18 protein-coding genes are annotated in these 24,461 nt (G+C 68.5%); 9 read left to right on the forward strand and 9 right to left on the reverse strand.

Annotated features, from left to right (window positions below; translation table 11 throughout):
- Positions 1-75 precede the first annotated feature (75 nt).
- Genes ACJ5H2_RS22655 through ACJ5H2_RS22685 form a run of 7 tightly spaced genes read left to right on the forward strand, consistent with a single transcriptional unit; the run spans position 76 to position 8,454 of the window.
- On the forward strand, positions 76-2,130 hold the full coding sequence (locus ACJ5H2_RS22655) for a heavy metal translocating P-type ATPase (protein WP_408899712.1): 2,055 nt from the start codon (positions 76-78) through the stop codon (positions 2,128-2,130).
- Positions 2,131-2,177: 47 nt separating this feature from the next.
- A complete protein-coding gene (locus ACJ5H2_RS22660) occupies positions 2,178-3,731 on the forward strand; it encodes an ABC transporter substrate-binding protein (protein WP_408899713.1) in 1,554 nt (517 codons plus the stop codon).
- Positions 3,728-4,774, forward strand: a complete 1,047-nt coding sequence (locus tag ACJ5H2_RS22665) for an ABC transporter permease (protein ID WP_408899714.1) — start codon at positions 3,728-3,730, stop codon at positions 4,772-4,774. The genes ACJ5H2_RS22660 and ACJ5H2_RS22665 overlap by 4 nt, the downstream gene beginning before the upstream one ends.
- Positions 4,771-5,646: an ABC transporter permease gene (locus tag ACJ5H2_RS22670; protein WP_408899715.1), complete on the forward strand. Its 876-nt coding sequence runs from the start codon at positions 4,771-4,773 to the stop codon at positions 5,644-5,646. The genes ACJ5H2_RS22665 and ACJ5H2_RS22670 overlap by 4 nt, the downstream gene beginning before the upstream one ends.
- Complete coding sequence (locus ACJ5H2_RS22675; protein ID WP_408899716.1) at positions 5,643-6,554, forward strand: ABC transporter ATP-binding protein; 912 nt, start codon at positions 5,643-5,645, stop codon at positions 6,552-6,554. The genes ACJ5H2_RS22670 and ACJ5H2_RS22675 overlap by 4 nt, the downstream gene beginning before the upstream one ends.
- Positions 6,551-7,291, forward strand: a complete 741-nt coding sequence (locus tag ACJ5H2_RS22680) for an ABC transporter ATP-binding protein (protein ID WP_408899717.1) — start codon at positions 6,551-6,553, stop codon at positions 7,289-7,291. The genes ACJ5H2_RS22675 and ACJ5H2_RS22680 overlap by 4 nt, the downstream gene beginning before the upstream one ends.
- Entirely contained in the window at positions 7,291-8,454 is a 1,164-nt protein-coding gene (locus ACJ5H2_RS22685; protein WP_408899718.1) for an NAD(P)/FAD-dependent oxidoreductase, read from the forward strand. Before ACJ5H2_RS22680 ends, ACJ5H2_RS22685 begins: the two co-directional genes overlap by 1 nt.
- Before the next feature lie 34 nt (positions 8,455-8,488).
- On the opposite strand, the gene ACJ5H2_RS22690 is transcribed toward ACJ5H2_RS22685, so the two are convergent.
- From ACJ5H2_RS22690 to ACJ5H2_RS22730, 9 genes are all read right to left on the reverse strand, one after another.
- Positions 8,489-11,107, reverse strand: a complete 2,619-nt coding sequence (locus ACJ5H2_RS22690) for an SEC-C metal-binding domain-containing protein (RefSeq protein WP_408899719.1) — start codon at positions 11,105-11,107, stop codon at positions 8,489-8,491.
- A 324-nt stretch (positions 11,108-11,431) separates the two neighbouring features.
- The gene (locus ACJ5H2_RS22695; protein WP_408899720.1) at positions 11,432-13,381 is read right to left on the reverse strand and encodes an ABC transporter permease; all 1,950 of its coding nucleotides are present in this window, start codon (positions 13,379-13,381) and stop codon (positions 11,432-11,434) included.
- Complete coding sequence (locus ACJ5H2_RS22700; protein WP_408899721.1) at positions 13,378-14,487, reverse strand: glycine betaine/L-proline ABC transporter ATP-binding protein; 1,110 nt, start codon at positions 14,485-14,487, stop codon at positions 13,378-13,380. The genes ACJ5H2_RS22695 and ACJ5H2_RS22700 overlap by 4 nt, the downstream gene beginning before the upstream one ends.
- Positions 14,488-14,505: 18 nt before the next feature.
- Positions 14,506-15,528, reverse strand: coding sequence for an ABC transporter substrate-binding protein (locus tag ACJ5H2_RS22705; RefSeq protein WP_408899722.1), 1,023 nt, complete (start codon positions 15,526-15,528; stop codon positions 14,506-14,508).
- A 67-nt stretch (positions 15,529-15,595) separates the two neighbouring features.
- Positions 15,596-15,988 (reverse strand): cupin domain-containing protein, encoded by a 393-nt coding sequence (locus tag ACJ5H2_RS22710; protein ID WP_408899723.1) that lies wholly within the window; start codon positions 15,986-15,988, stop codon positions 15,596-15,598.
- Positions 15,989-16,310: 322 nt separating this feature from the next.
- Positions 16,311-19,142 carry an FAD-binding and (Fe-S)-binding domain-containing protein gene (locus tag ACJ5H2_RS22715; RefSeq protein WP_408899724.1) on the reverse strand — a complete coding sequence of 944 codons (2,832 nt, stop codon included), beginning with the start codon at positions 19,140-19,142 and terminating at the stop codon, positions 16,311-16,313.
- Positions 19,115-20,737 carry an AMP-binding protein gene (locus ACJ5H2_RS22720; protein WP_408899725.1) on the reverse strand — a complete coding sequence of 541 codons (1,623 nt, stop codon included), beginning with the start codon at positions 20,735-20,737 and terminating at the stop codon, positions 19,115-19,117. The genes ACJ5H2_RS22715 and ACJ5H2_RS22720 overlap by 28 nt, the downstream gene beginning before the upstream one ends.
- A gap of 37 nt (positions 20,738-20,774) precedes the next feature.
- Complete coding sequence (locus ACJ5H2_RS22725) at positions 20,775-22,004, reverse strand: acetyl-CoA acetyltransferase (protein ID WP_408899726.1); 1,230 nt, start codon at positions 22,002-22,004, stop codon at positions 20,775-20,777.
- Complete coding sequence (locus tag ACJ5H2_RS22730; RefSeq protein ID WP_408899727.1) at positions 22,001-22,897, reverse strand: IclR family transcriptional regulator; 897 nt, start codon at positions 22,895-22,897, stop codon at positions 22,001-22,003. Before ACJ5H2_RS22730 ends, ACJ5H2_RS22725 begins: the two co-directional genes overlap by 4 nt.
- Before the next feature lie 201 nt (positions 22,898-23,098).
- Between ACJ5H2_RS22730 and ACJ5H2_RS22735 the strand changes: the two genes are divergently transcribed.
- Positions 23,099-23,890 carry an SDR family NAD(P)-dependent oxidoreductase gene (locus tag ACJ5H2_RS22735; protein WP_408899940.1) on the forward strand — a complete coding sequence of 264 codons (792 nt, stop codon included), beginning with the start codon at positions 23,099-23,101 and terminating at the stop codon, positions 23,888-23,890.
- A gap of 14 nt (positions 23,891-23,904) precedes the next feature.
- Positions 23,905-24,453: a gamma carbonic anhydrase family protein gene (locus tag ACJ5H2_RS22740; RefSeq protein WP_408899728.1), complete on the forward strand. Its 549-nt coding sequence runs from the start codon at positions 23,905-23,907 to the stop codon at positions 24,451-24,453.
- The last annotated feature ends 8 nt before the right edge of the window (positions 24,454-24,461 follow it).

A 24,461-nucleotide genomic window follows, 5' to 3' on the forward strand; every position in this document is an offset into this window, starting at 1 on the left:
CCGTACCATCAGGGGCTTGCATGAACATATCTTCATGTATTAGCGTCACGGGCTCCACCACTCGGAAGGGTTCTGATGACTGCCTCCCTGTCGACCCGGCCGCCTCAGGTCGCCACCCCCACACCCACCCAGTCCCGCCGGTCGGCCCTCTGGGCCGTCCTGTCGATGTCCGAGGTGCGGTGGGCCGCGCTGGCGACCACGCTGTTCCTGGCCGGCGGCGCCTGTCAGCTGCTCGGCGCGCCGGCACCGGTGTGGTGGACCCTCTACCTCGCCTGCTACGCCACCGGCGGCTGGGAACCGGCGCTGTCCGGTCTCCAGGCGCTGCGCGAGAGGACCCTCGACGTGGACATCCTGATGATCGTCGCGGCGCTGCTGGCAGCGTCGATCGGACAGGTCTTCGACGGAGCGCTGCTGATCGTCATCTTCGCGACCTCCGGTGCCCTCGAGGCGTTCGTCACCCGGCGTACGGCGGACTCGGTCCGCGCCCTGCTCGACCTCGCCCCGGAGCGGGCGACCCGGGTCACGCCTGACGGTGAGGAGGACGTGGACACGGCCAGCCTCGTCGTCGGCGACGTGGTGCTGGTCCGCCCCGGCGAGCGCGTCGGCGCGGACGGAGAGGTCCTCGAGGGGCTCAGCGACGTCGACCAGGCCTCGATCACCGGCGAGCCGCTCCCGGTCACCAAGGCGCCCGGCGACGAGGTCTTCGCCGGCTCCCTCAACGGCACAGGGGCCCTGCGGGTCAGCGTGAACCGGGCCGCCAAGGACTCCGTCGTCGCTCGGATCGTCGTGATGGTCGAGGAGGCGTCCCAGACCAAGGCGCGGACCCAGCTGTTCATCGAGAAGGTCGAGCAGCGCTACTCGGTCGGTGTCGTCGTCGCGACGCTCGCGCTCTTCGGGATCCCGCTGGCTCTCGGCGCCGCGTTCGAGCCGACGCTCGCCCGGGCGATGACCTTCATGATCGTGGCGTCGCCGTGCGCCGTCGTACTGGCCACCATGCCACCGCTGCTCTCCACGATCGCCAACGCCGGGCGCCACGGCGTGCTGGTGAAGTCCGCAGTGGCGCTGGAGAAGTTCGGCACCGCCGACCTGGTCGCGTTCGACAAGACCGGCACCCTGACCGAGGGCACGCCACGTGTCGCCGAGGTCGAGCTCGTGCCGGGCGCCGGCCTCACCACCGACCGGCTGCTGGAGCTCGCCGCCGCCGCCGAGCGGCCGAGCGAGCACCCGTTGGGCAGAGCGGTCGTGGCCGCGGCGCACGAGCGCGACGTCCACGTCCCTCACAGCGAGAACTTCACGTCCACCCCGGGCCGCGGGGTCAGCGCCGTCGTCGACGGCCGGCTGGTCCAGGTCGGGTCGCCGGTGCTCCTCGACGACCTGGACGCGGCCCACGCGGACCGGATCGCTGCGGCCTACGGGATGGTGGGTCAGCTCGAGGAGGTCGGTCGTACGGCGGTCGTCGTGCTGGTCGACCGCAGCCCCGCGGGAGTGCTCGCGCTGGCCGACCGGGTCCGTGCGGACGCTCGAGAGACCGTCGCCCGCCTGACCCGGCTGACCGGCCGGACGCCCGTCCTGCTCACCGGCGACAACGAGCGCGCCGCCCGACGGCTGGCCGCCGAGGTCGGGATCACCGACGTCCGCGCCGGGCTGCTGCCGCAGGACAAGGTCGCCCACGTCCGCGCCCTCCAGGCGGAGGGACATCGCGTCCTGCTGGTGGGGGACGGCGTCAACGACGCCCCGGCGATGGCCGCCGCCGAGCTCGGGGTCGCGATGGGCCGGGCGGGGTCGGACCTCGCGCTCGAGACCTCCGACGCGGTCATCGTGCGCGACGAGCTGGCCACGATCACCAGGGTCATCGCGCTGTCCCGGCGCGCCCACGGGGTGGTGAAGGCGAACCTGGTGTTCGCCGCCACCGTCATCACCGTGCTCGTGGTGTGGGACATCGTGTGGATCCTGCCGCTACCGCTCGGAGTCGCCGGGCACGAGGGGTCGACCATGGTCGTCGGCCTGAACGGCCTGCGGCTGCTCAGACGCGCCGCCTGGCGCAAGGCGGACGACGGCGTGGCAGCCGCCCCGCCGGTCGATCCAGCCGCGGTCCAGCGGACGCCCACTCCTGTGGAGGCCCGCTCATGATCAACTACCACCCTCGAAACGGCTCTTGCGAGCACCGGGAGGCACCAGTGAACCGCCAAGCCCCGCGACTCGGGATCGCGTTCATCGCACTCGTCATGCTCCTCACCTCCGCCTGCTCCGGCATGTCCAGCGGCGCAGGCGAGGGAAAGACCCTTCGCATCGCCGCGACCTTCCTGCCGGTCACCCTCGACCCCGCCAAGGGGATCGACTCCGTCTTCTCCTTCGCCGAGACCCTCACCCGGGTCGACGACGCAGGTGAGGTCGAGCCGGTCCTCCTGGCAGAGGACCCCGAGCAGGAGTCGCCGCGCACCTGGCGGCTGACCCTCCGCGACGGGATCACCTTCCAGAACGGCAAGGCCGCGGACGCCGATGCCGTCGCCGCCAGCCTCAACCGGGCGGTGACCGAGGGGCTCGCCGGGAGGACCAGCCTTCCCGGTGCCCGCTTCGCTGCCGACGGCGAGCTCGAGGTCGTCGCGACGACGAAGACACCCGCCCCACTGCTGCCCTACACCCTCGCCGACATCGGCTTCGCGATCCACGACGTCGAGGTCGCCCAAGGAGCCGGGGACGACCCGCAGCGCTGGGTGGGCGAGGGCGGGTTCACCGCACCCTACGAGGTGGTGCGGTTCGACGCCCGCGAGATGACGCTCGAGGCCTACGAGGACTACTGGCAGGGCCCGCCGGCGCTCGCCGAGATCGAGCTGACGCACGTGCCGGAGGTCCAGGCACGCGTGGCCGCCGTGCAGAGCGGACAGGTCGACATCGCCGACGGCGCCAACGTGCCCGACGTCGTGACGGCGATCGAGGGCAACCCGTCCGCCGAGCTGGTGCTGTCGGAGGCGCCACTCTCCTCGGTGCGGGTCTTCCTCAACACGCGCACCGGCCCGCTCGCCGACCTCGACGTACGCCGTGCGCTGACCCTCGGGCTGGACTACGAGGCGCTGGCGACCGACTTCACCGGCGGGGTGGGCGAGCCGGCGACGTCCCTGCTGCCACCGGACCACCCGATGGCGGTTGCCGCCCAGCGCACCGACCCGGCCGAGGCTGCACAGCTGCTCGACGACGCCGGGTGGACGATGGGCGACGGCGGCTACCGGGCCAAGGACGGCGAGCGGCTGACCGTGACGCTGCTCGGCTACGCCGAGCGGCCGGAGTTCAAGCCGCTCGGCATCGGGATCCAGTCCCAGCTCGAGGAGCTCGGGGTCGAGGTCAAGATCGTCTCCCAGCCCTTCGACTACAAGATGTACGACGACCCGTCGACGTGGGACCTGGCGCTCTACAGCGAGTACGCGATCTCGCCGACCGGCGCGCCGGACGCCTACCTGAAGACCTATCTGGCGACGGACGGTTCGGCGAACCTCTGGGGCGTCGGCGACCCGACCCTCGACGGGCTGCTCGACCAGATGGTCGCAAGCGGCACCGACGGGCAGCGTCGCAACCTGCTGGCGGAGATCCAGCAGCGCACGTTCGACCAGGCGTACGTTGCGGTACTGGCATTCGAACGTGACGGCGCCCTGGTGTCGACGCGCTGGTCGGACTATCGGCCCGGCGCCGGCTACCAGTACGCCACCTTCGACTGGAAGACGGCACCCGCGTCATGACTCTGCTCGACCGTCCCTCCGCGGCTCCCGGAACGGCCGGGGGCCGGGTCCGCGGGCGCGCCGGTCACGCGGACGGACGTGGGCGCCGAGGTGAACGACGGCTGGCCGCCGGCGCGGGCTGGCTGCTCGTACAGCTGGGCCAGGCCGTGGTCACCCTCGCCGCGGCCTCGGTGATCGTGTGGCTGCTCAGCGGGCTGTCCGGCACCGACCCCGCCCAGCGGGTGCTGGCCAGCCGCGGGGTCCGCAGCCCCTCCGCCGAGCAGCTGGCCCAGGTGCGGGCGGAGCTGGGCCTGGACGGCAGCGTGGTCGAGCGCTACCTCGACTGGGCGTCGGGAGTGCTGCACGGCGACCTCGGCACGTCGTACGTCAGCGGACAGCGGGTGACCGAGGAGGTGTTCACCCGGCTCCAGCCGACGCTGGTGCTCGCCGGTACGGCGCTCGCGATGGTCCTCGTCGCCGCGCTGGTCCTCGGCCTGCTGGCCGCGGCGACGAGGGGCGTCACGGACCTGGCCGTGCGGATGCTGCTCATCGTCTGTGCCGCCGTCCCATCGTTCGTCGTTGCCCTGCTCCTCATCCAGGTCGTCGTGGTCCGCATGGGCGCGGGCGTCGCGATCGCCGACGGGTCGCTCGGGCAGGTGCTGCTGCCCGCGCTGTGCGTGGCGATCAGCGCGGTGGCGATCCCGACGCGGGTGCTGCGGGGATCACTCGTCGCCGGCATGGAGGAGCGCTACGCGATGGTCGCCCGCGGTCGGGGCGGCGGACAGCTCTACCTCCTCCTCCGGCACGCACTGCCGAACTCGGCGATCCCGTTCCTCCACGCGATGGCCCTCGCAGCCGCGTGGATGATCGGCGGCACCGTGGTCGTGGAAGCCGTGTTCAACTGGCCGGGGGTCGGCTCCTACCTCGTGAAGTCCGTGCAGATGGGCGACCTTCCTGTCATCCAGGCGATCGTCCTGCTGGCCACGGCGAGCTACATCGCCGCCAGCCTGGTCGCCGACCTCGCCACCGCCGTGATCGACCCTCGCGTCAGGAGCCGGCGATGAGCGTCCCGTCCCTTCGCACTGTTGCGATGCCGGCGCTGCGTCGCCGGCGACTGCTGGAGATCAAGCACGGGGCACGGATCACCCACTCCGCGACCGGTCGGATCGGCCTGGCGCTCGGCGTCGTGGTCCTGATCGTGCTGTGCGCAGGGTTGCTCACCCCCGCCGAGCCGAACGCGGTGGCCATCCAGGACGAGTACCTCTCCCCCAGCCTCACGCACCCGCTCGGTACCGATGCCTATGGCCGCGACCAGCTCGCCCGCCTTGCCGCCGGCGGCATGGCATCACTGGCAGCCGCAGCGCTGGTGCTCATGATCTCGCTGACGGTGGCGCTCGTCGTCGGCGTCGCGTCAGGCCTCGCGGGTGGGTTCGTCGACGCGGTCGTGATGCGCATCAACGACGTGCTCCTCAGCATTCCAAGCATTGTGCTGGCGATGGCCGTCATCGGAGCTCTCGGCCCGGGATTCGTCCAGCTGGTCAGCGCGCTGTCGGTGGCCTACGTCGCCACCTTCACGCGGCTCGCCCGCGCGTTCACCGTCACGTGCCGGCAGCGGGAGGACATCCTCGCGGCCCGGCTCGCTGGGGTGCCGTGGTGGACCACGGTGCGCGGCCACGTGATCCCCGGTGTCGCCGCTCAGCTCGGCGTGGTGAGCACGCTGACCATCGGCGACATCGTCATCAGCATCGCCGGGTTGTCGTTCCTCGGCCTCGGCATCCAGCCGCCCACCGCCGAGTGGGGCTCGATGCTGGCGGAGTCGCAGAGCGCGTTCTACGTCGCGCCGTGGCTGCTCCTGGCGCCAGCGGCCGCGATCCTCGGCACGGCAGCCGCCGTGAACCTCATCGCCGATTCCCTCAGGGAAGGAGACCACCGATGACGGACGACGCGCTCGCGGCCACTGCTCTGGACGTCCGGTACGCCGACGGCGTGCACGCCGTGCGCGGGGTGGACCTCGCCGTCGGTGCGGGCCGATGTCTCGGACTCGTCGGGGAGTCCGGATCGGGCAAGACGACGGTGGTGAACGCCGTGCTCGGGCTCCTGCCGCGATCGGCGCGGGTCACCGGCTCGATCATCGTCGACGGCACCGAGGTGGTCGGCGCGTCCGGCGGCACGCTGCACCGGCTCCGTGGCAAGACGCTGGGTCTCGTCGCGCAGGACCCGATGGCATCCTTCGACCCGCTGATGTCCGTGGCCGGCTCCGTGGCGGAGGCGTGGCGCGTGCACCACGAGCGCCCGGGCCATGACGAGGTTGGTCGCGCGCTGGAGCGGCTCGGCATCGACAAGGCGCGGGTCCGGTCGAAGCTGCGACCGCACCTGTGGAGCGGCGGCATGCTGCAGCGCGCCGCGATCGCGGCCGCCGAGGCACACCACCCGCGGGTGATCGTGGCGGATGAGCCCACCTCAGCCCTCGACGCGGACCGAGCCGACACGATCGTCAGTGCGCTGCGCGACTCCGGCTCGGCGATCCTGCTCGTCAGCCACGACCTGGCCCTCGTCGCACGGCACAGCGACCAGGTCGCCGTCATGTATGCAGGCGAGGTGATCGAGCGCGGCGCGGCCGAGCAGGTGCTCGCGAGGCCGCGACACCCCTACACCCGAGCACTGCTGGCCGCGACGCCGCGGCCCGGGCACGGGCTCCCGGTCGCCCTCCAGGGGGCTCCGCCCCGGCTGGACGAGGAGCCCTGCGGCTGCGCGTTCGCACCCCGCTGCTCGATGGCGTCGACGCACTGCCGCGCCGAGCAGCCGCACCTGGTCGCCGGCGTGTCGTGCTGGGAGGCCTCATGAGCGACCCGGTGCTCAGCCTGGAGGACATCTGCGTGCGCTACGGGCGCGGGGCGCGACGGTTCGACGTACTCTCGGGGGTGGACCTCACGGTCCAGGCCGGGGAGGTGGTCGGGCTGCGCGGACCGTCCGGCTGCGGGAAGTCGACCCTGCTGCGGGTGATCACGACGACCGAGCGCCCGACCTCGGGCACGGTCCGTCTCGGCGGCACGCCCGTCGACGGTCCCCGGCGCGACGGCTTCGTCATGCCGATCGGGCAGAACGCGTCGGCCGCGCTGGACCCGCGCTGGCCGCTCTGGCGGAGCATCACCGAGCCGCTGACCGCGCCGTACCGCGGTCTGCACCTCTCGCGCGACGACCGGCGCAGGATCGCGCGCGAGCGGCTGCACGAGGTGGGCCTGGACGGCGTCGATGTCGAGGCCCTTCCGTCGCGGCTCTCGGGCGGCCAGCGCCAGCGGGTCGTCATCCTGCGCGCGCTCACCGCGGCGCCGCGGCTGATCGTCGCGGACGAGCCGACGTCCGCGCTGGACGTGTCGGTCGCAGCCGGCGTGCTGAACCTGCTGGCCCAGACGGCCGCCAGCGGCACAGCGATCGTGGTGGCGAGCCACGACCGAGCGGCGCTGGACGTCCTGTGCGACCGGGTCTTCGAGGTCCAGGGCGGCCGCCTGGCCGCGGTGGGGGGCGCTGACCACACGGACTCGTCGGTCGGACAGCTGGCGCCGGCCGGTCCGTCGGTCTGATGCGACGGATCGTGGTGGTCGGCGCGTCGCTGGCCGGACATCAGGCCGCCATGACGCTCCGCAAGCTGGGCTACGAAGGCGCGCTCACGATCGTCGGCTCTGAGCCGCACCGCCCCTACGACCGCTGTGCGCTGTCCTACGAGTACCTCCGCGGAGAGACCGACCGCGCCGGCCTCGATCTCGGTCCGGACGTGCCCGACGCCGACTGGCGGCTGGCCTCGACCGCGACCTGGCTGGACCTCGAGCGCCGGACCGTCGTGCTCGACCACACCGAGCGGCTCGGGTATGACGGCCTGGTCATCGCGTCCGGAGCACGCCCCCGTGACCGGGCGATGGTCGACGACGTGGAAGGCGCGTTCGTGCTCCGGACGGTCGAGGACGCGAGTGCGTTGCGGTCCGCCCTGTTCGCCGGACAACGTCGAGTCGTCGTCGTCGGTGGTGGCCTGATCGGCGTGGAGGTGGCCGATACCGCGGCCGCAGCCGGCCACGACACCACCCTCGTGCACGGAGGGGACCTGCCGGCCGAGCGCGCCCTGGGACGACCTGTCGCCGCCTACGCCAGCCGCCTCCTCCGCGCCCGCCCGGTCCACCTCCGCGCGCACGCCCGCGCACGCCGTCTCGACGTACGACGCGGACGTGTCGAAGGCGTCGTCCTCGACGACGGCAGCCACCTTCGGGCCGACGTCGTCTTGATGGCGACCGGCACCCGCCCCAACGTCGAGTGGCTTCGCGGTAGCGGGCTGAGCGTGGCCGGAGGCGTGAACTGCGGCCCGACCCTGCACGCCCTCGGCGCCGACCGGGTCGTCGCGGCCGGCGACGTCGCCCGCACCACGCAACCTCTCCTCGACGGCGCTCGGGTCCGGGTGCAGCACTGGGCGAGCACGCTGGACCAGGCGGCCCTGGCGGCCGCCAACCTCCTATCCGGTCGGGACTGCGCGCGCGATCACACGTCGCTCCCCTGGTTCGGCTCGCTCATCGGCGGAAGCGAGATCCGCTGCGTGGGCTTCCCGCACGCCGCCGACGGAGCCGAGGTGGTCTGGGGCTCTCTCGAGGACGGCAGAGCAGCGCTCGTCCTGAGCGGGGCGAACCGACCCGTGGCGGCGGTGACCGTCAACGCCACGGAGCGGCTGCCGCAGCTCGAGTCGCAGCTGCAGGTCCGGTAGCCGACTCAGACTCAACCGTTCGTGCGGCAGACCGTCAGAGTCCAAGCTCGGCGCGGAGTCGATCCGCGTTCATCGCGCCCGGGCTGGGCGCGCCGAAGCTGTCGAGGAGCCGGATCAGGTCCGGCCGGCGGGTCGGGTCGGCGGCTGCCTGGCGGGGTGTGGCACCGTCGAGGGCAGGGATGGGCTGGTCGAACCAGGCCTGTTCGTGCTGGTGGATCATCTCCTCCACTGCTGCGGCGATCGCCGGGTCCTCGGCGTCGAGCGTGGACAGCGAATGGCCACCGCGGGGCGCGCGGCTCATTGCTTCCCGCGCGTCCGCGGCCGGTCGACGGGTCTGTTCCAGGACGTCTAGCCCGGGCTGCATCTCTGACAAGGCGTTGAGGATGCGGTCGAACCGTTCGACACTGTTGGCATCGATCCGGACGATGTCGCCTTCGAGCGCAAGGCTCGCGCGGATCCGTCGTAGGCCGTGGGTGACGACGTGCTCGTACCAGACAGGCGCGTCCGAATCGTCGTCGGCCCGATCGTAGGACTCGTCGAGCCGCGAGCTGAGCGCGGCCGGATCCGGGCTACGCAGCGTCGCCTCGCACAGGACCAGGGGGTCGCCCTCGGTGTTCTGCAGCACCGGTGGAGCGAAGCGTCGGGAGAGGAACTCGATCAGCTCCAGCGGATGGGGTTCGCCGTCGAGCAGTCGGATCAGGTCGTCACGCTGGTGGAGAGCGACCGGTTCCATCCCGCCGAAGCACTGGACGGTGTCGCCGACGGGGGCCAACCGGGCGCAGATCAGCATCCCGACCTTGAGGCTGCGGCTGGCCGCTCGATCCAGCACCTCGCTGCGGTCGCCGGTGCGCAGGTCGCGGACGGTGAACCCTGTGCCCACCCGCACATCCTCCACCTCGAACAGGGAGCGACTGACGAGTAGCCACTGGTCGCCGAGCAGTCGTTCGTCGTCGGGAAGCAGCACTCCCCGCTCAGTGAGGAAGGCTTCGAAGGCACCGCCCTCGAACAGCAGGACGTCGGCGACGAGCGGGTCCCGCACGGCGGCGTAGGTTGCCATCGGGTCGTCCTGGTGCTGGGCGCGTAAGGTGGCCGCCTCCACGATCTCCCCGCGCCAGGGGCCATCCGCCAGGTAGGCACCTGCCTTCTGGTAGAGCCACGCCGCGCGATCTCCCAACTGCAACGACTCCCTGCCGCGGTGACAGACCTTGTACTTGCGGCCCGAACCGCACCAGCACGGCTGGTTGCGTCCGATGTCGTTGCGCTCTGTCGGCCGGAACTGCTCGAGCAGTGCGACGAGCTCGTCGTCGGCGGGTGCGCCCGCTCGGCGCAGCAGCGACAGCCCTCGTTCGGCGTCGCCACGGTCACTGGCATAGCGGGCAAGGTCGTAGAGCGCCGGCTCCCAGTCCGCGTCCAGCGTCAGGGCCGCTTCGAACGCCTGCTCGGCCTCGATGACCTCCCCGAGCCGGTCCAGCGCCTTCCCACGCAGCCACCGCAACGCGGGACGGGCCTTGGAGGGTGCCTCTCCTTCCAGAGACTCGGCGAACGCTCCCAGAGCGGCCGCTCCGTCAACCCCAGCCCCGATCGTCTCCACCAGCACCGACTCGGCGACAGCCGGATCACGAAGGAACTCAAGGGTCTCGCGGACCGCCATCTCGCGCTCATTTTCGCGCTGGGGCTCGGCGGGACCGAACGTCGGTGCTGCGGCGCCATCATCGGTTTCCTGAAACAGCTCGTCGAGCGGCTCCCCCGCACCCTCGAGCTCCTGAGCGAACGCGACGACGTCGGCGACCTCCCTGTACAGCCGGGTGATCACCACAACCGCCAGCGCATGGTCTTCGTCGAGTCGATGGAGAGCCGCGACACGAGAGACGCGCTTGCTGACCCGCCACGATCCGAAGTCGAATCCCGCCGGCGCCAGCAACTCGCCGTTCCATGCGAGTCCGGCCGAGTCCAGAAGTGCGGTCAGCGGCATGGTCGCGGCACGAAAGAGCTCCGGGTTGTCCGCACACGCCAGCCACACCACGTCCATGATCTGCATCGGCTCGTCCAAGCCCACCCCACTGGCTGCTGACGCGATCGCGTGTACGCAGCCGTCGGGGGCGCCTGGTGCGCGGACGAGCGTCAACTCGAAGCCCTCGGCACGGACGATGATGCCGACCAGGTCCCCGGCGGACGCGCCGAGCCGTCCCCAGACCCCGCGATCCAGCAGCCAGACGCATTCGTCCACGTCGTCAAGCGATACGCCGCGCTCGGCCAGCACGCCGTCGTCGTACCCGACCACCACCTCCTCGACGGCCGAGCCGTCGGTCAGCCGGCGATAACGCTCAACCTCGGTGAGCAGCGATACCGGCTCCAGATCCGGGGAGACATTGAGGAAGTCGAGCTCGGCCTCCGCGGCGGTCAGTCGGTGCGTGAAGGTCCGATCCCGCAGTAACGCAGGCAGCAGCACGTAACGCTCGTCCAGCTCCCAGACGTGCGGACAGAGCTCGTCGTCATCGAGAACGTCGGCGATCGTGTCGTCAGGGGCTACGCCCAGATCCACACCGCGAGACGTCAAACCTTCGACGATTGACTCCGGCTCTCGAGCGACCCCGTCGGCGAGCAGCTCCTCCACGGCGGCGGCAATCTCGGTCATCATTGCAGGAATCGACACCGGCCGACTGTATCCGAGCCAGCGGTGGTCTCGCCCTCGCGGAGCGAGCTGGCCGCACCATCAAGTGGCGCATGCCGACGGACGGCTCCCTTGTCGAGGGGAGCGCGTGTCACGTCCGAGCTGTGATCGCCCACCGCCTCACCCGGACCCGGGTCCGGCACCTTGATCGTCGCGATCTCCACCGGCGCGCCCTTGCTCCGCGCGATGACTGCCTGGACCTGCTGCACTACTCGCTCCATTTCCAATGGTTGGGTGCCGTCACGAGGGCTCGACCGCGATCGCGGCTCGCAAACTGCGCAGCCTTGTCGGCTGTCGGACGACAAGCTAGACCGCGCGGCGCTCGTGGGTCGGCATTGCGCGCGCTCCCGGCGCAACCCGGGTGAGGCCTTGAATGATCGAGGCCGCGACGAGTGCCAGGACGAGCATCGCGTACCCCGCTTCAACACCGGCTGCCAGGTCGGCCTGGCCCACCGCAGTAAGAATCACCTGTCCTAGTCCGGGGGTTCCGATGAAGGCGCTCACGACGCTCATCGCGAAGGCAAGAAGGATCGTCTGGCTCATGCCCGTCAGGATGATCGGCATGCCGAGCGGTGCTCGCACCTGACGCAAGGTCTGCCACCAGCTTGCGCCCATGCTGTGTCCAGCTTCGAGCACCGTTCGATCGATCTCCTTGAGGCCGAGCGCCGTCAGCCGAGCTACCGGGGCCAGTGAGTAGATCACGGTGGCGATGATCCCCGCTGCGGGACCTGAACCGAGGATGATCACACTCGGAAGGACGAACAGGAAGATCGGAATCGATTGCAGGACATCGAGCATCGGGCGCACCGCACGTTCGACCGCTTTGAAAGCGCTCATAGCAATGCCCAATAGGACTCCGACGACGATGGCGATCGCCGCTGAGACGCTCACCGCGGACACCGTGAGTACCGCTTGATCCCACATGCCTACCAAGCCGATGCTGACCAGTCCCACCGCGATGAGAAGCCCTCGGCTGGGACCCAGCAGGACACTCCCGACCCAGGCCATTCCAGCAACGACCCCGAGCCAAGGAATGTCCGCGAGAAGTTGGTTGAGCGGACCCAACACATGCAGCACGAACGCGTCCTTCATGCCCGCCAAGAAGTCACCGGCGCGCAAGTTGACCTCATCGACGAACGCGTCGACGTGTCCTCGAAAAGTGAATCTCATGCTCTCCGGTGCATGAGAGAAATCGAGATTGCGCAACTGGGAGCTCAGAGCCACAGCGGCAACCGCGACCCCCACGGCCATCAGCGCAACACAGCTGCGGAACCTGATGGAGGAGAGGGACCCGATGCGAGAGACCGCAGTCGCGGAAGTGCCCCGCCGCCGTCTCGTAAGCTCGCTCAGCGAGGCGGTGGACCTGTCCAGCAGCACCGCGATCAGGACGAGGGCGACGCCCGCGTCGAGGGCGCGGCCGAACTCCAGGCGACCCAAGCTGCTCCACACCGGGCTGCCGAGTCCTTCGGCTCCGATCATCGCGGCAATGATCGACATCGCGATCGCCAGCATCACTGCCTGGTTCACGCCCGCGATGATCTGAGGACGCGCTATCGGAAGCTCGGTCCATCGGAGCGCTTGCCAGCGCGTAGCGCCCATGGATGCCGTTGCTTCCAACGGGTCCGACGGAACCTGACGGAGTCCGAGATCCGTGAGCGTAACCACGGGCGGCACCGAGTACACCAGAGTGACGAACACGGCTGCGGTGTTACCCGGCCCGAAGACAAGGACGACGGGAATGAGATAGAGGAAAACAGGAACGGTCTGCATGCCGACCATGCAGCCGAGGACGAGCGACCGGATCCTCGGCACGACGGAGCAGCTGACGCCCACGGCCACACCCAGGACAGTCGCACCCAGCACGCTCAACGCCATCAGCACCATAGTCTCGAGCCCTGCCGACCAGAGCCCGGTCGCGACCAGCCACGCCACGACGATGACAGCGAGTCCTGCGAGGCGCCACCCTGCGATCAACAAGACCATGCCGACGAACGCCGTCGCGACCTCAAGCGCGGGCACGAGGCTCAGTCGGAGGACGAGGTCAGCGTAGATGGACTCCACAAACTGCCCGACGGGATCGGTGAATCCGGATGTCGCTTCAATCAGCGAATCGCTCCACGTCGCGAGCCGGGAACCAACATCGATACGCCAGCCCGCAGGGAACTCGCCAGGAATCACGAACGCGACCGCGATGAATGTCAGAAAGGCCACCGCGGCCGGTCGTCCCGGACGCCGCGAAATGATGACCAGACTCATGCTGGCTGCCCCGCCAGCGCCGCCAGGACAGATTCCCTGGTCAGGACGCCGACCACTCGGTCGTACTCGACGACCCGGACCGGTTCCGGACTCGCCAGGACGATCGAGGCGGCGTCACGGATCAAAGTGCCCACCGACACGGCGGCCGCCGTCCCGGACGTGACGACTGGGCTGTCCATGATCCATCGCACCGGAAGTACATTCGCTCTCGCAACGTTCCGGACGAACCCCGCGACGTATGAGTTGGCTGGCGCCCCGACCAGGTCCTCGCCCCTGCCGACCTGGACGAACTCGCCGTCCTTCATGATGGCGATACGGTCACCCAGCAGCAGTGCCTCGTCGAGGTCGTGGGTGATGAACACCATCGTCTTCCCGACCACTCGATGCAGGCGCACGATCTCGTCCTGCATCTCCTTGCGGATCAGCGGGTCGAGCGCAGAGAACGGCTCGTCGAACAGTAGGACGCTGGGGTCGACAGCGAGCGCACGGGCAAGTCCGACCCGCTGCTTCATGCCACCCGACAGCTCTTCGGGGAAGCGGTCGGCGCAGCCATCCAGCCCCACCAGCGACAGCATCTTCCGGGCCCGATCGAGGCGCTCTCTTCGTGCGTCACCTCGGATGCGAAGGCCGTAGGCGACATTCTCGACGACTGATTGGTGCGGCATCAGGCCGAAGTGCTGGAACACCATCGAGACCTGGGACCGGCGGAAGTCACGCAGCTGCCGGCGCCCAGCACCCGTCACATCCAACTCCCCGAACCGCACAGTACCGGCGGTCGGCTCGATCAGACGTGTCAAACAGCGGACGAGCGTAGACTTGCCTGAACCGGACAAGCCCATGACGACGAACATCTCGCCAGCAGATACCTCCAGCGAGACTCCGCGAACCGCGGGCGTACAGCCGGTTCCATCGAATTCGTCAGCCTGGTTGGTCGGGTCACGTAGAAGTTTCAGTGCGGCCTCAGGGCGTCGACCGAATACCTTCCACAGGTCAGTTACCGAGATGCTAGTGCCTGCGAACGCACCCGAAGCTGTTAAAGGCGTTTCCGCAGCCACCGCGTCCCGCTCGACGACAATCGATTGACCGGCCATCAGCTCGTCTCGCATCCGCGGCTGGGAGTACGGTCAGTTGACCTCTGGAACCCAACTGGTCCACGTATCCTCGTTGTCGTCAAGCCATTCGGACGCGGCCTCTTCCACGGTGAGCCCGTCGCCGTCGACTCGGACGATCATGTCCACCAGCGCGTCAGTCGGGATCTCGATCTTCTCGACGACCTGGTACGCAAGGGGAAACCTCTGCTCGAACTCGTCGGACACCACCTTGAAGGCGGGGCCGTCCTCCCAACCGCAGGCATACGTGGTCTTCCAGCACTCTTCCGTGTACGGCGGGAACTCGATCTGTGTGAGGTCGTAGCGCGAGGTGATGAAGTGGGGGAACCACATCAGCGCAAGGATCGGTTCGCCTCGGTCATAGGCACGCTTGATCTCGGCAGCGAGTGCGGCTTCGGAGCCGGCGAACTCCATCACATAATCGAGGCCCAGATTCTCGATCCTCTGTTCGTCGCCGTAGTACTCGCCCCACGAGGGATCGCCTGACAGGTACCGCCCCTTCGAACCGCTCGAGCTCGTGGCGAAGATCTCGACACAGTCGTTGAGAGCTTGGTAGTCGGGCAGCCCAGGGCAGGTCGGTTCTATCCCACGTTCTTCGTCGCCTTCGATCACGTAGGTGGGCACGTACCAGCCCTCCGTGCCGGCGTAACCGTTCTCCCCGACGACGGTGGCTTCGCCATTGTCGTCGATCCACTCCTGCATCTGGGGCTTCTGCACCGGCGGCCAGACCTCCATCTGAAGCATGTTGTCCGCCTTCGCGATCGCGGGCCACATCGCGATGCTGTCCAAGGTCTGGATCTCGATCTCGAAGCCCATTCGCTCCAGCACCTGCGCGCCAACTTCGGAGGAGATCATCTGGCCCGTCCAGTTGTTCCTCACCACGATCACTTCACCCTCGCCGGCGGCTGCGGACTTGACCTCTTCCGAGACTAGAGCCGACGACTCGCCTTTGACGTCGTCAACCGAGCAGGCGCCTGCCACGAAAACAGCGAGTACGGAAAGAGTTGCGAAAACTTGCTTGAATCGGTGAAAGGACATGAGAATCTCCTGAATCAAGGGATGCAACAAATGCGGTCGTCGAGTAAGGCGCTGGAAAGCGAGCGGCCTAGGCGGATACGGTCGAGCTCTCGTTCTCGCTTGTGGACCGAAGCGAGCGATTGAAATGAACCGCGGTCTCCACCCCGAAGGGATTGTGGTCGTACACGAGGAGCATCCGCGCATAACGAGGGGCACGGTAGACGCCGATACTCCCGGCAAGGACCCGCACGGTGTCTCCCTGCTGGGCGACGACGCACTCGCCCTCCGATTCCACATGAAGCTCGCCATCGAGAACAAAGTTGATCTCGTCGTAAGGGTGCTCGTCAGAGAATTCCCCCTGGACAAGCTCCCACTCCATGATCACGGGGGTCGTTCGTGCACCGGAGGGGTCGCCGTAGATCGTCCGGCAGTTGCCTGACGGCGGATACGCCGTCATCGGTGAGTTGGGGTAGATCTCCAAACTCACAATAAACACTTCCTCGACTCAGTGGCACGATATTGAATTGACTGTCGGATTAAGTAGACGTTCTTCCACCCCCGACTGTCAACCCGCATCAATACCTGCAAATAGGGCGATCTTTTCGAGCAAGTACCTGCGTGTGTATCGCTATTTAAGAACATGTACGTCCCTAAGCAAAGAGCCGTATTGCAGATGGACTATTGCGATTCGCGCCGGCCCGTGCACACTCGGGGGTCGGCACCCCTAGAGGTCCGCGTACGTGCCGCGTGCCGCCGCGAGCTCGCGCGTCGAGGCGGGGAACAGCAACTCGTTGAGCGCAGGGCTAGCGCGTGGGGGCTAGCGGTTCGGACCGCGCATCCAGCAACTGGAGGACATGTCGATAGCCACGCCCGGTGGCCAGAGTCATGCCGAGCTCGCACGTGCGGTTGCACGAGATGTGCTCATCGGCCTCAGCTGCGATCACCTCGTCGGCTTGCACCCGGGTCGCTGCGTTCGTCAGTTCCGGGTGCAGGAGACCTCGGTCGCCGGCGAATCCACAGCATCCCCAGGACCGAGCAACGAAGATGTCGTCCGACAGCGCCTGCGCGAGTGAGAACAGCGCTGCAGAGGCGTCGAGCCGGTGGGAGGAGCAGGTCGGGTGGACCGCCAGTCGTGCCTCCACTCGTCGCACCGAGATCCGAGGGACGACCTCGCGCGCGACGAACGAGACGGCATCCTCCACATTCCGACCGACCTGCTCGAGCGCCTTCACGAGTCCCTCTGAGCAGGAGGACGCATCAGCGATCACGGGCATGTCGCCACTCGGGTCGACTGCGTCGACCGCGCCGCGGAGCCGGTCGACCATATGGCCGTACCCCTCGAGCAGTCCCTTGGACGACCACGGAGTGCCACAGCAGAGCGAGGCCGGGCGCTCAGGCACGGCAAGGTCGAGGCCGGCCTTGCGGCAGAGCGAGAGAAGCGCCTCCAACGCATCGGGCTGCGCCTCCGAACCGAACATGCCGACCGTGCAGCTGGGGATGACGATCGCCGCCGGCTCCGAGAACTGCCATGGGACACGAGCACGGCCTGCCGCCGGAAGTCCCGGGTAGAGCGGGAGCAGCTCGTGGCTGACGACGCGCCGCGCGCCCAGCGTCAGCAGTTCAGCGGTTCGGGGCAGCCGGGCGGCGAGATTGAGACCGCGCCGAACCGCGCCCGTTGTCGCCCGCCAGTGGCGGGCTGTCCACGTTCCAGCACGGGACTGGGTGGCCGGGGCTGCCTCGGCCCGAAGACGGCGCACCAGGGCACCCGTGTCGATCGATAGCGGGCAAGCCGTTTGGCACATGCCGTCGGCCGCGCACGTCTGCACGCCGTCGTAATGAAACTCGTCCAGCAGTTCCTGCGCTGACTCGTGCTCCCCCCGCTCGAGCGCGGTGGCTGCGGCACGTCGCACGGCAATCCGCTGGCGCGGCGTCAAGGTCAGGTCCCGACTCGGGCACACCGGTTCGCAGTAGCCGCACTCGGTGCACCGATCCACCTCTTCCTCGACCGCCGTGACGACCTTGAGGTCGCGCAGATGGAGATCCGGGTCGGTCGTCAGCACGATGCCGGGGTTCATGATGCCGGCGGGGTCGCACAGGTCCTTGATCTCACGCATCACCTGGAACAGTCGCGGTCCGTACTGCCGCGGCACGAACGGCGCCATGACCCGCCCGGTGCCGTGCTCGGCCTTCAATGTGCCGCCGTGTTCGAGAACGAGATCGACCATTGCCTCGGTAAAGAGGCGATAACGCTCCACCCCGGACTCGTTCGCGAACTCCTCGTTGACCAAGAAGTGCACGTTTCCGTCCTTAGCGTGACCGAAGATGACGCTGTCCTCGTAGCCGAAGTCGTCGAAGAGCGCACCCAAGCCGCGACACGCTGCCGAAAGCTGCTCCTGCGGGACCGCGATATCCTCCAGAAGGGCAGTCGTCCCGGCCGGCCGCGCGCCTGCGACCGCGGTGTACAGACCCTTGCGGACCTGCCAGAGCTCAGCGCGCTCGTGAGCGTCCCGGGTCGGACGGCGGGTTCCCGCCACCCCATGGGCGAATGCGTCGAGGGCCCGATGCTCAGCGGCGGCAAGGTCCTCTGACGAGTCGGCGTGGAACTCTACGAGCAGGGCGGCTTGGCGGCCGATGCTTTCGTGAGTCAGCCCACGCAGCGGTCGGTCGCCCGAGGCAGCCACTTGGAGCGACCGGGCATCCATCAGCTCGATGCTGGCGGCTCCTGTCGCCGCGATCGTGGGCACGAGCGCCGCCGCCTCGTCGAGAGTCGGCATCACCAGAAGCCCCGTGGTCGCGTGCCTAGGCGCGGGTACGGTCGCGAACGTCGCGGCTGCGACGAATCCGAGCGTTCCCTCGCTGCCGATCATCAGGTGGGCCAGGATGTCGATCGCTCGATCGTGGTCGAGCAGCGCGTTCACGCTGTACCCCACGGTGTTCTTGATAGCGAAGAGACGCCGAATGGTCGCCACATCCTCCGGCTCTGCGCGGGTCCGGTCGCGTAGCCGGGCAAGGCCGCCATAGAGCGCGGGTTCCTTTCGGCGCAGCAGGTCGTCAGCGCCCGGCTCCCCCGTTTCGATCCGCGTCCCGCCGGGCAGCAGCAGGTCTAGCGAGAGGACCGTTCTGTAGGCGTTGGCGTGGATACCGCAGCTCATCCCGCTCGAGTTGTTGGCGATGACGCCACCGATCGTGCACGCGCCCTCGCTGGCGGGGTCTGGTCCCAGCCGGCGACCGAACCGGGCGAGAGCAGCATTGACGGTCCTCACCGTCGCCCCAGGCTCGGCTCGCACCTGCCGGCCGTCGTCGAGGACCCTGACGCCACGGAAGTGCCGCCTAGTGTCCAAGAGAACTTGATCGGTCACCCCTTGCCCGGACAGGCTTGTGCCGCCGGACCGGAAGGTGACGCCAACACGCTCTTTTGTCGCTGCAGCCAGAGTTCGTGCGACATCGTCTGCGTCCTGGGCAACGACCACGACGCTGGGCGTGAGCTGGTAGTGAGAGGCGTCGGCTGCGCGGCCCGCCAGATCCACAGCGCGATTGCGAACACGATCGCGCTCGATACCGAATCCGTCCAGCGCGGACAGGAAGCGCTCTGCCGGGACTGCAGCGGTCACGGTGCCGAGACCGGGGTCGGCCACTCCCCAAGTTCCTCGAGCAGTTGCTTCAGGAGGACCTTGGTGACCTTGCCGTAGCCCGACGTGGGGAGCTCGCTGACGACGATCACCCGACGTGGGGCCTTGTAGCGAGGCATGTTCAGCGCGCACCACTCCACAAGGTCCGGCACGGTGGACGCGGCGCCACGTCGGAGCACGCAGACGGCGTAGCCGACCTCACCCCACTCGGCGTCCGGTACGCCGACGACCGCGACCTGCTCGATGTCTGGGTGCTTGAGCACTTTCTCCTCCACCTCGCGTGGATCGATGTTCGATCCCCCGGAGATGTACATCTCCGAGTCGCGTCCGGTGATGAAGAGCATTCCCGTCTCGTCCATGTAGCCGATGTCGCCGGTTCGGAACCAGCCGGCCCGGAAGGCCTTCTGGTTCGCCTCGTCGTTGTTCAGGTAGCCGGCGAAGACGGCCGGCCCGCAGACACAGATCTCTCCGCGCTCGCCATCATCCACCTCGTTTCCGGCGCTGTCCTGAATGCTGACCTGCATGCCGGTTCTCTCGTAGCCGGCCGTCGGACTCGATCCGGGCTCCGGGGCGCAGTGCATCCAGGGCGGCCAGACGGTGATGTTCCCGGTGACCTCGCCGAGTCCGTAGTACTGGACGAGGACAGGGCCCAGGGCTTCGAGGTCACGAGCAAGGTCCTTGGCCGTGATCGGTGCGCCGGCGTAGATGACGTAGCGCAACGACGAGCGGTCGAACGCCGCCGCCGCTGGATGCTGGGCCAGGCGGTTCAGGATCGTCGGCACTGTGAACATTGTCGAGACCCGTTCCTTCTCGACGAGTGACCACGCAACAGCAGGGTCGAGTCGCCTGTCGGGAAGAAGGACGATGCGCGCCCCTCTCGCGACGTGCATGGTCACGTGGATACCTGCCCCGTGTGACAGCGGGGCAACGACAAGCGTCCCGTCCTCGGCCCTCAGGTCCGGCATCAGGTCGGCCAGATGGTTGGTGACGACGAACTGCATCTGGTCGTGGGTCAACACCGCCGCCTTGGGAGAGCCGGACGATCCGGAGGTGAAGAACAACCAGGCTGGGTCATCGCAACGTGGGTCGTAGCGTTCAGGTCGCTGGTCCGCGTGCGCCTCGATGAGCTGCTCGACGTCGGCCGGGCCGGCGTGGCGGGAGGGATCATCGCCGAGCCACCACACAGGAACGCCGGCGAGCGCCGCAGCGTGGTCCGCGTAGTCGCGGTGACAGACGAAGAGCACAGGCTGAGTGTGACGAGCGAGCCCTGCGACGTCGTCCGGATCCAGCCGATAGTTGGTGGGCGCCCAGACAGCGCCTGCCCGCCACACCGCGTACATGACGGTAAGCAGGTCCGGGCAGTTCGGAGAATGGGTCAGCACCACTTGTCCGGGGGCGACGCCTGCGCCACGAAGGGCTGCGGCGAGAGCGTCTACGCGACGATCAAGCTCACCCCAGGTCCAGCGCAAGTCTCTGAAGACCACAGCGGGGCGGTGCGGCGTCCGGCGCGCGGTCTGCTGCAGCGCTGCTGCCAAGTTCGGCGTACGCCGCGTCGAACGGTCGAGGCCGGGCAGACTCCGGAGTGCACTGGTGACCGTCACGACGCTCCTTGGGACGAGTGCACATTCTGGATGCGGTTCATCGAACGCGCTCGAGGACGGAGAAGTAGTTCGCGACAGCGGCGCCTCCCATGTTGAAGACGCCCGCGAGCTCAGCACCGGGCACCTGCATGTCGCCGGCTTCTCCGGTCAGCTGTACGGCGGCCAAGACGTGCTGTGACACCCCGGTCGCCCCTATGGGATGGCCCTTCGCCTTCAGCCCGCCCGACATGTTGACCGGCAGCGCACCCCCGGGAGCGACCATCCCGGACTCGAGCGCGCCCGCCCCCTTCCCCGGTCCTGCCAAGCCGAATGCCTCGTACTCGAGGAGCTCTGCGATCGTGAAGCAGTCGTGAGTCTCGAGGAGCGAGAGATCATCGAGGGTGGCACCTGCCTCCGCCATCGCTCCCTGGAACGCGGCCCGCGCGCCCGCGAGCTCGAGCACATCCCGCCTGCGGCCGAGCGGCAGGAGGTCATTGGCGTGGGACCGTCCCCGCCACCTGACCGCGCGTGGCGCACCACCGGCGACCTCCGCCGATTGAAGCACCACAGCGGCGGCACCGTCGGAGACCATCGAGCAGTCCGTTCGTCGCAGGGGTCCGGCGACCAGGGGATTCCGATCAGAGACCTTGTTGCAGAACCCGACGCCGAGATCCTTGCGCATGTGAGCGACCGGGTTGGCGACTCCGTTGCGGTGGTTCTTCGCGGCGATCTCCGCCAGCGTCGCGCTGTGGTCGCCGTACCGGGCGAAGTAGGTGTGTGCGATCTGACCGAAGATGCCCGCGAAGCTCCCCGCCGCCGCTTCCTCCCGACGATAGCTCGCGGCGAGGAGGGAGTCGTTGACGGTCTGCGGGTCAGCTGCCGTCATGTGCTCAGCGCCCACGACCAGGACGTTGCGTGCTCGCCCGGCCTGGATGACGTCCAGGCCGGCGTACAGCGCTGCCGACCCCGTCGCACACGCATTCTCCACCCTCGTGGCAGGTGTGCGCGCCAGCTCCGGCCGTCCGACTCCGGGTAAGGCAGCCTCGAAGGCTTGGGCCGACATGCCTGCGTTGAAGACCCCCACGTAGATGGCGTCGAGCTCGCCCGCGTCAAGCTGGGCGTGGCTCAGCGCCTCATCCGCTGCCTGCGCGACCAGTGACTCAAGGTCGGCTTCGGGATGCTTCCCGAACACCGTGTGCGACCAGCCGGTGAGATGGGGAGTGGAGCGTGAGGTGAGCAACGAGATTCCTGACGACGTGGGGGATGGTGTCGCGTCGCGACCGGTCATGCGCTGAGCGGGTCGGTCACGGCCGCCTTGACCAGGGCGGCCTCGCGGCGGAGCGCAGCGGCGAGGTCCACCCGGCGCGCGCCGCTCAGTCGCTGCTCGATGCTGGCGATGCTCAGCGCGGCGCGGGGCGAGCCGGACGGGTCACAGACGGCGATACCGATGGCCCACGACCCGGGCGCTGCGAGACCGGGGTTCACCGCGTATCCGTTCGCCCGCGTCTCGTCGACCAGCCGGCGCAGGACGTCGATCTTGATGTGCGGGTAGTTCCGAGCGATGACCGGCGCGTTGCGCTCGAGCGCCTGGTCGACCTCTACGTCGTCGAGCTCGGCGAGCATGGCGAGCGACCCCGCGCCCACGCCCAGCGGATGCCGGTCACCCACCCCCATCGCGTTGTTGCGGATCGCGCCGGCTCCCTCTTCACGACGCAGGCACAGCCCGTAGGTCCCCTGGCGCACGGTGAGAAATGTGGTGTCCTCCGACAGCTCGGCCAAGCGGATGAGGCTGTCCGAAGCCGCCTCGACCACGCGGTCGTGGCTCGATGCTGCGAGCTGACCCAACACGCTCGCCTGCAGGCCCAACCGATAGGTGCCCGACGGCTCTACCCGCTCCACATAGCCGGCCTCGGACAGGGCGTGCAGGATCCGATGCAGCGATGACTTCGGTGCTCCGGTCACGCGAGCGAGCTCAGCCAGAGCGACTCCCTGGGGACGATCCCGAGCAAGGACTGCGACGACGTCGAGGAGTACCAACCCCCGGTGCAGGCTCTGCGCCCCCGGCGTTGTCTCTGCCAAGCCGGAGCCGTGGGCCACGTTCCATGCCGCGGAACGCTGTAGACGCTTTCCCCGGGCAACGACCTGTCCAGTGGTCAGCGGCGGTCGCCGGATCTCGGTCATAGCCGCATGATGCACACAGACTCGCGGATCCTGCAATCGTTCCGTTCCATGGAATGAAACGGCAAACAGAAGCCGACAAATCGTTGACGGACGGCGAGAACGAGACGCAGGCTCGACCACGTAGCGCGTCAAAACTCACGCGACGGCCACGGGGTGTGTCGGCAGCGCACGAAACCAAGGAGGACGCTGGTGGTGGCTGGGATCGGCAACCTGGAAGGGCGAGTGGCGATCGTCTTCGGCGCGGGCGCCGGCACGGACGGCGTCACCAACGGGCAGGCGGCGGCGCTCCTCTACGCGCGCGCCGGTGCGCAGGTCGTTGCCGTCGACCTGGATCCGGACTGCGCGGCTCGGACCGCGTCAGCAATCACGACGGAAGGTGGCGTGGCACTTCCGATCACTGCGGACGCCACCGACGGTGCAGCCGTCCTGTCCGCCGTCGAGGCGGCGTTGGAGAGGTTCGGCACGATCGACGTGCTCCACAACAACGTCGGCGTCACCGTCCTCGGCGGTCCCGTCGAGCTGAGCTACGAGGACTGGCGCCGCGCGTTCGAGATCAACGTCGACACCGTCTTCCTCACCACCAAGCACGTTCTCCCGACGATGTTCGAGCGCGGTCGTGGCGCGATCGTCAACGTGTCGTCCATCGCCTCGCTGAGAGACGTCGGCTATCCCTATCCCGCATACATGGCCAGCAAGGCTGCGGTCAACCAGGTGACCGTGTCGCTCGCCGTCCAGTACGGGGACCGCGGCATCCGCGCGAACGCGGTGGCGCCCGGCTTCATGGACACCCCGATGGTGCGCCGGCAACTCCACAGCCAGGCGGCGTCGGTGGACAAGCTTCTGGAGACCCGTTGCGCCGCGAGTCCGACCGGTCAGATGGGCACGTGTTGGGACGTGGCGAACGCGTCACTCTTCCTAGCGAGCGACGAGGCCCAGTACGTCAATGGAGTGTGCCTGCCGGTTGACGGCGGTCTGACGATGCGGTGCGTATGACCAGAGGGGCGCTCGTGATCCCCCTCGGCCATCTTCGGCCTGCCGTCGCACGAGGAGCATGGCTCGCCCCGAGCAGCGTGGTCGCTGGCGCGGTCACGCTCGGCCCAGACAGCAGCGTCTGGTACGGCGCTGTGCTGCGGGCGGAAGACGCGACGATCACGATCGGCGCCGGCTCGAACATCCAGGACAACGCTGTCGTCCACGTCGATGCGGGCGCTCCTGCTCACATCGGCGAGCAGGTATCTGTGGGTCACGGCGCGATACTCCACGGTTGTTACATCGGGTCCGGGACGATCGTCGGGATGGGATCGATCGTCCTGAGCCATGCGCGCATCGGTTCGGACTCGATGATCGCGGCCGGCGCGGTGGTGGCCACGGACGGCCAGTTTCCGGACCGCTCGCTCCTCGTCGGCGTCCCAGCACGAGTCCGACGGACTTTGACCGACGATGAGGTCACCGAGAACCTTCGTCAGGTGCAAACCTATGCGCAGCTCGCAGCCACCCACCGCCAGGGCATCTCACGGATACGGTCGAGATCCGCTCGCGCCGGGAACAGGAGATGAGCGGGTTC

This window comes from Nocardioides pymetrozini (genome assembly GCF_046058985.1).
Classification (GTDB): domain Bacteria; phylum Actinomycetota; class Actinomycetes; order Propionibacteriales; family Nocardioidaceae; genus Nocardioides.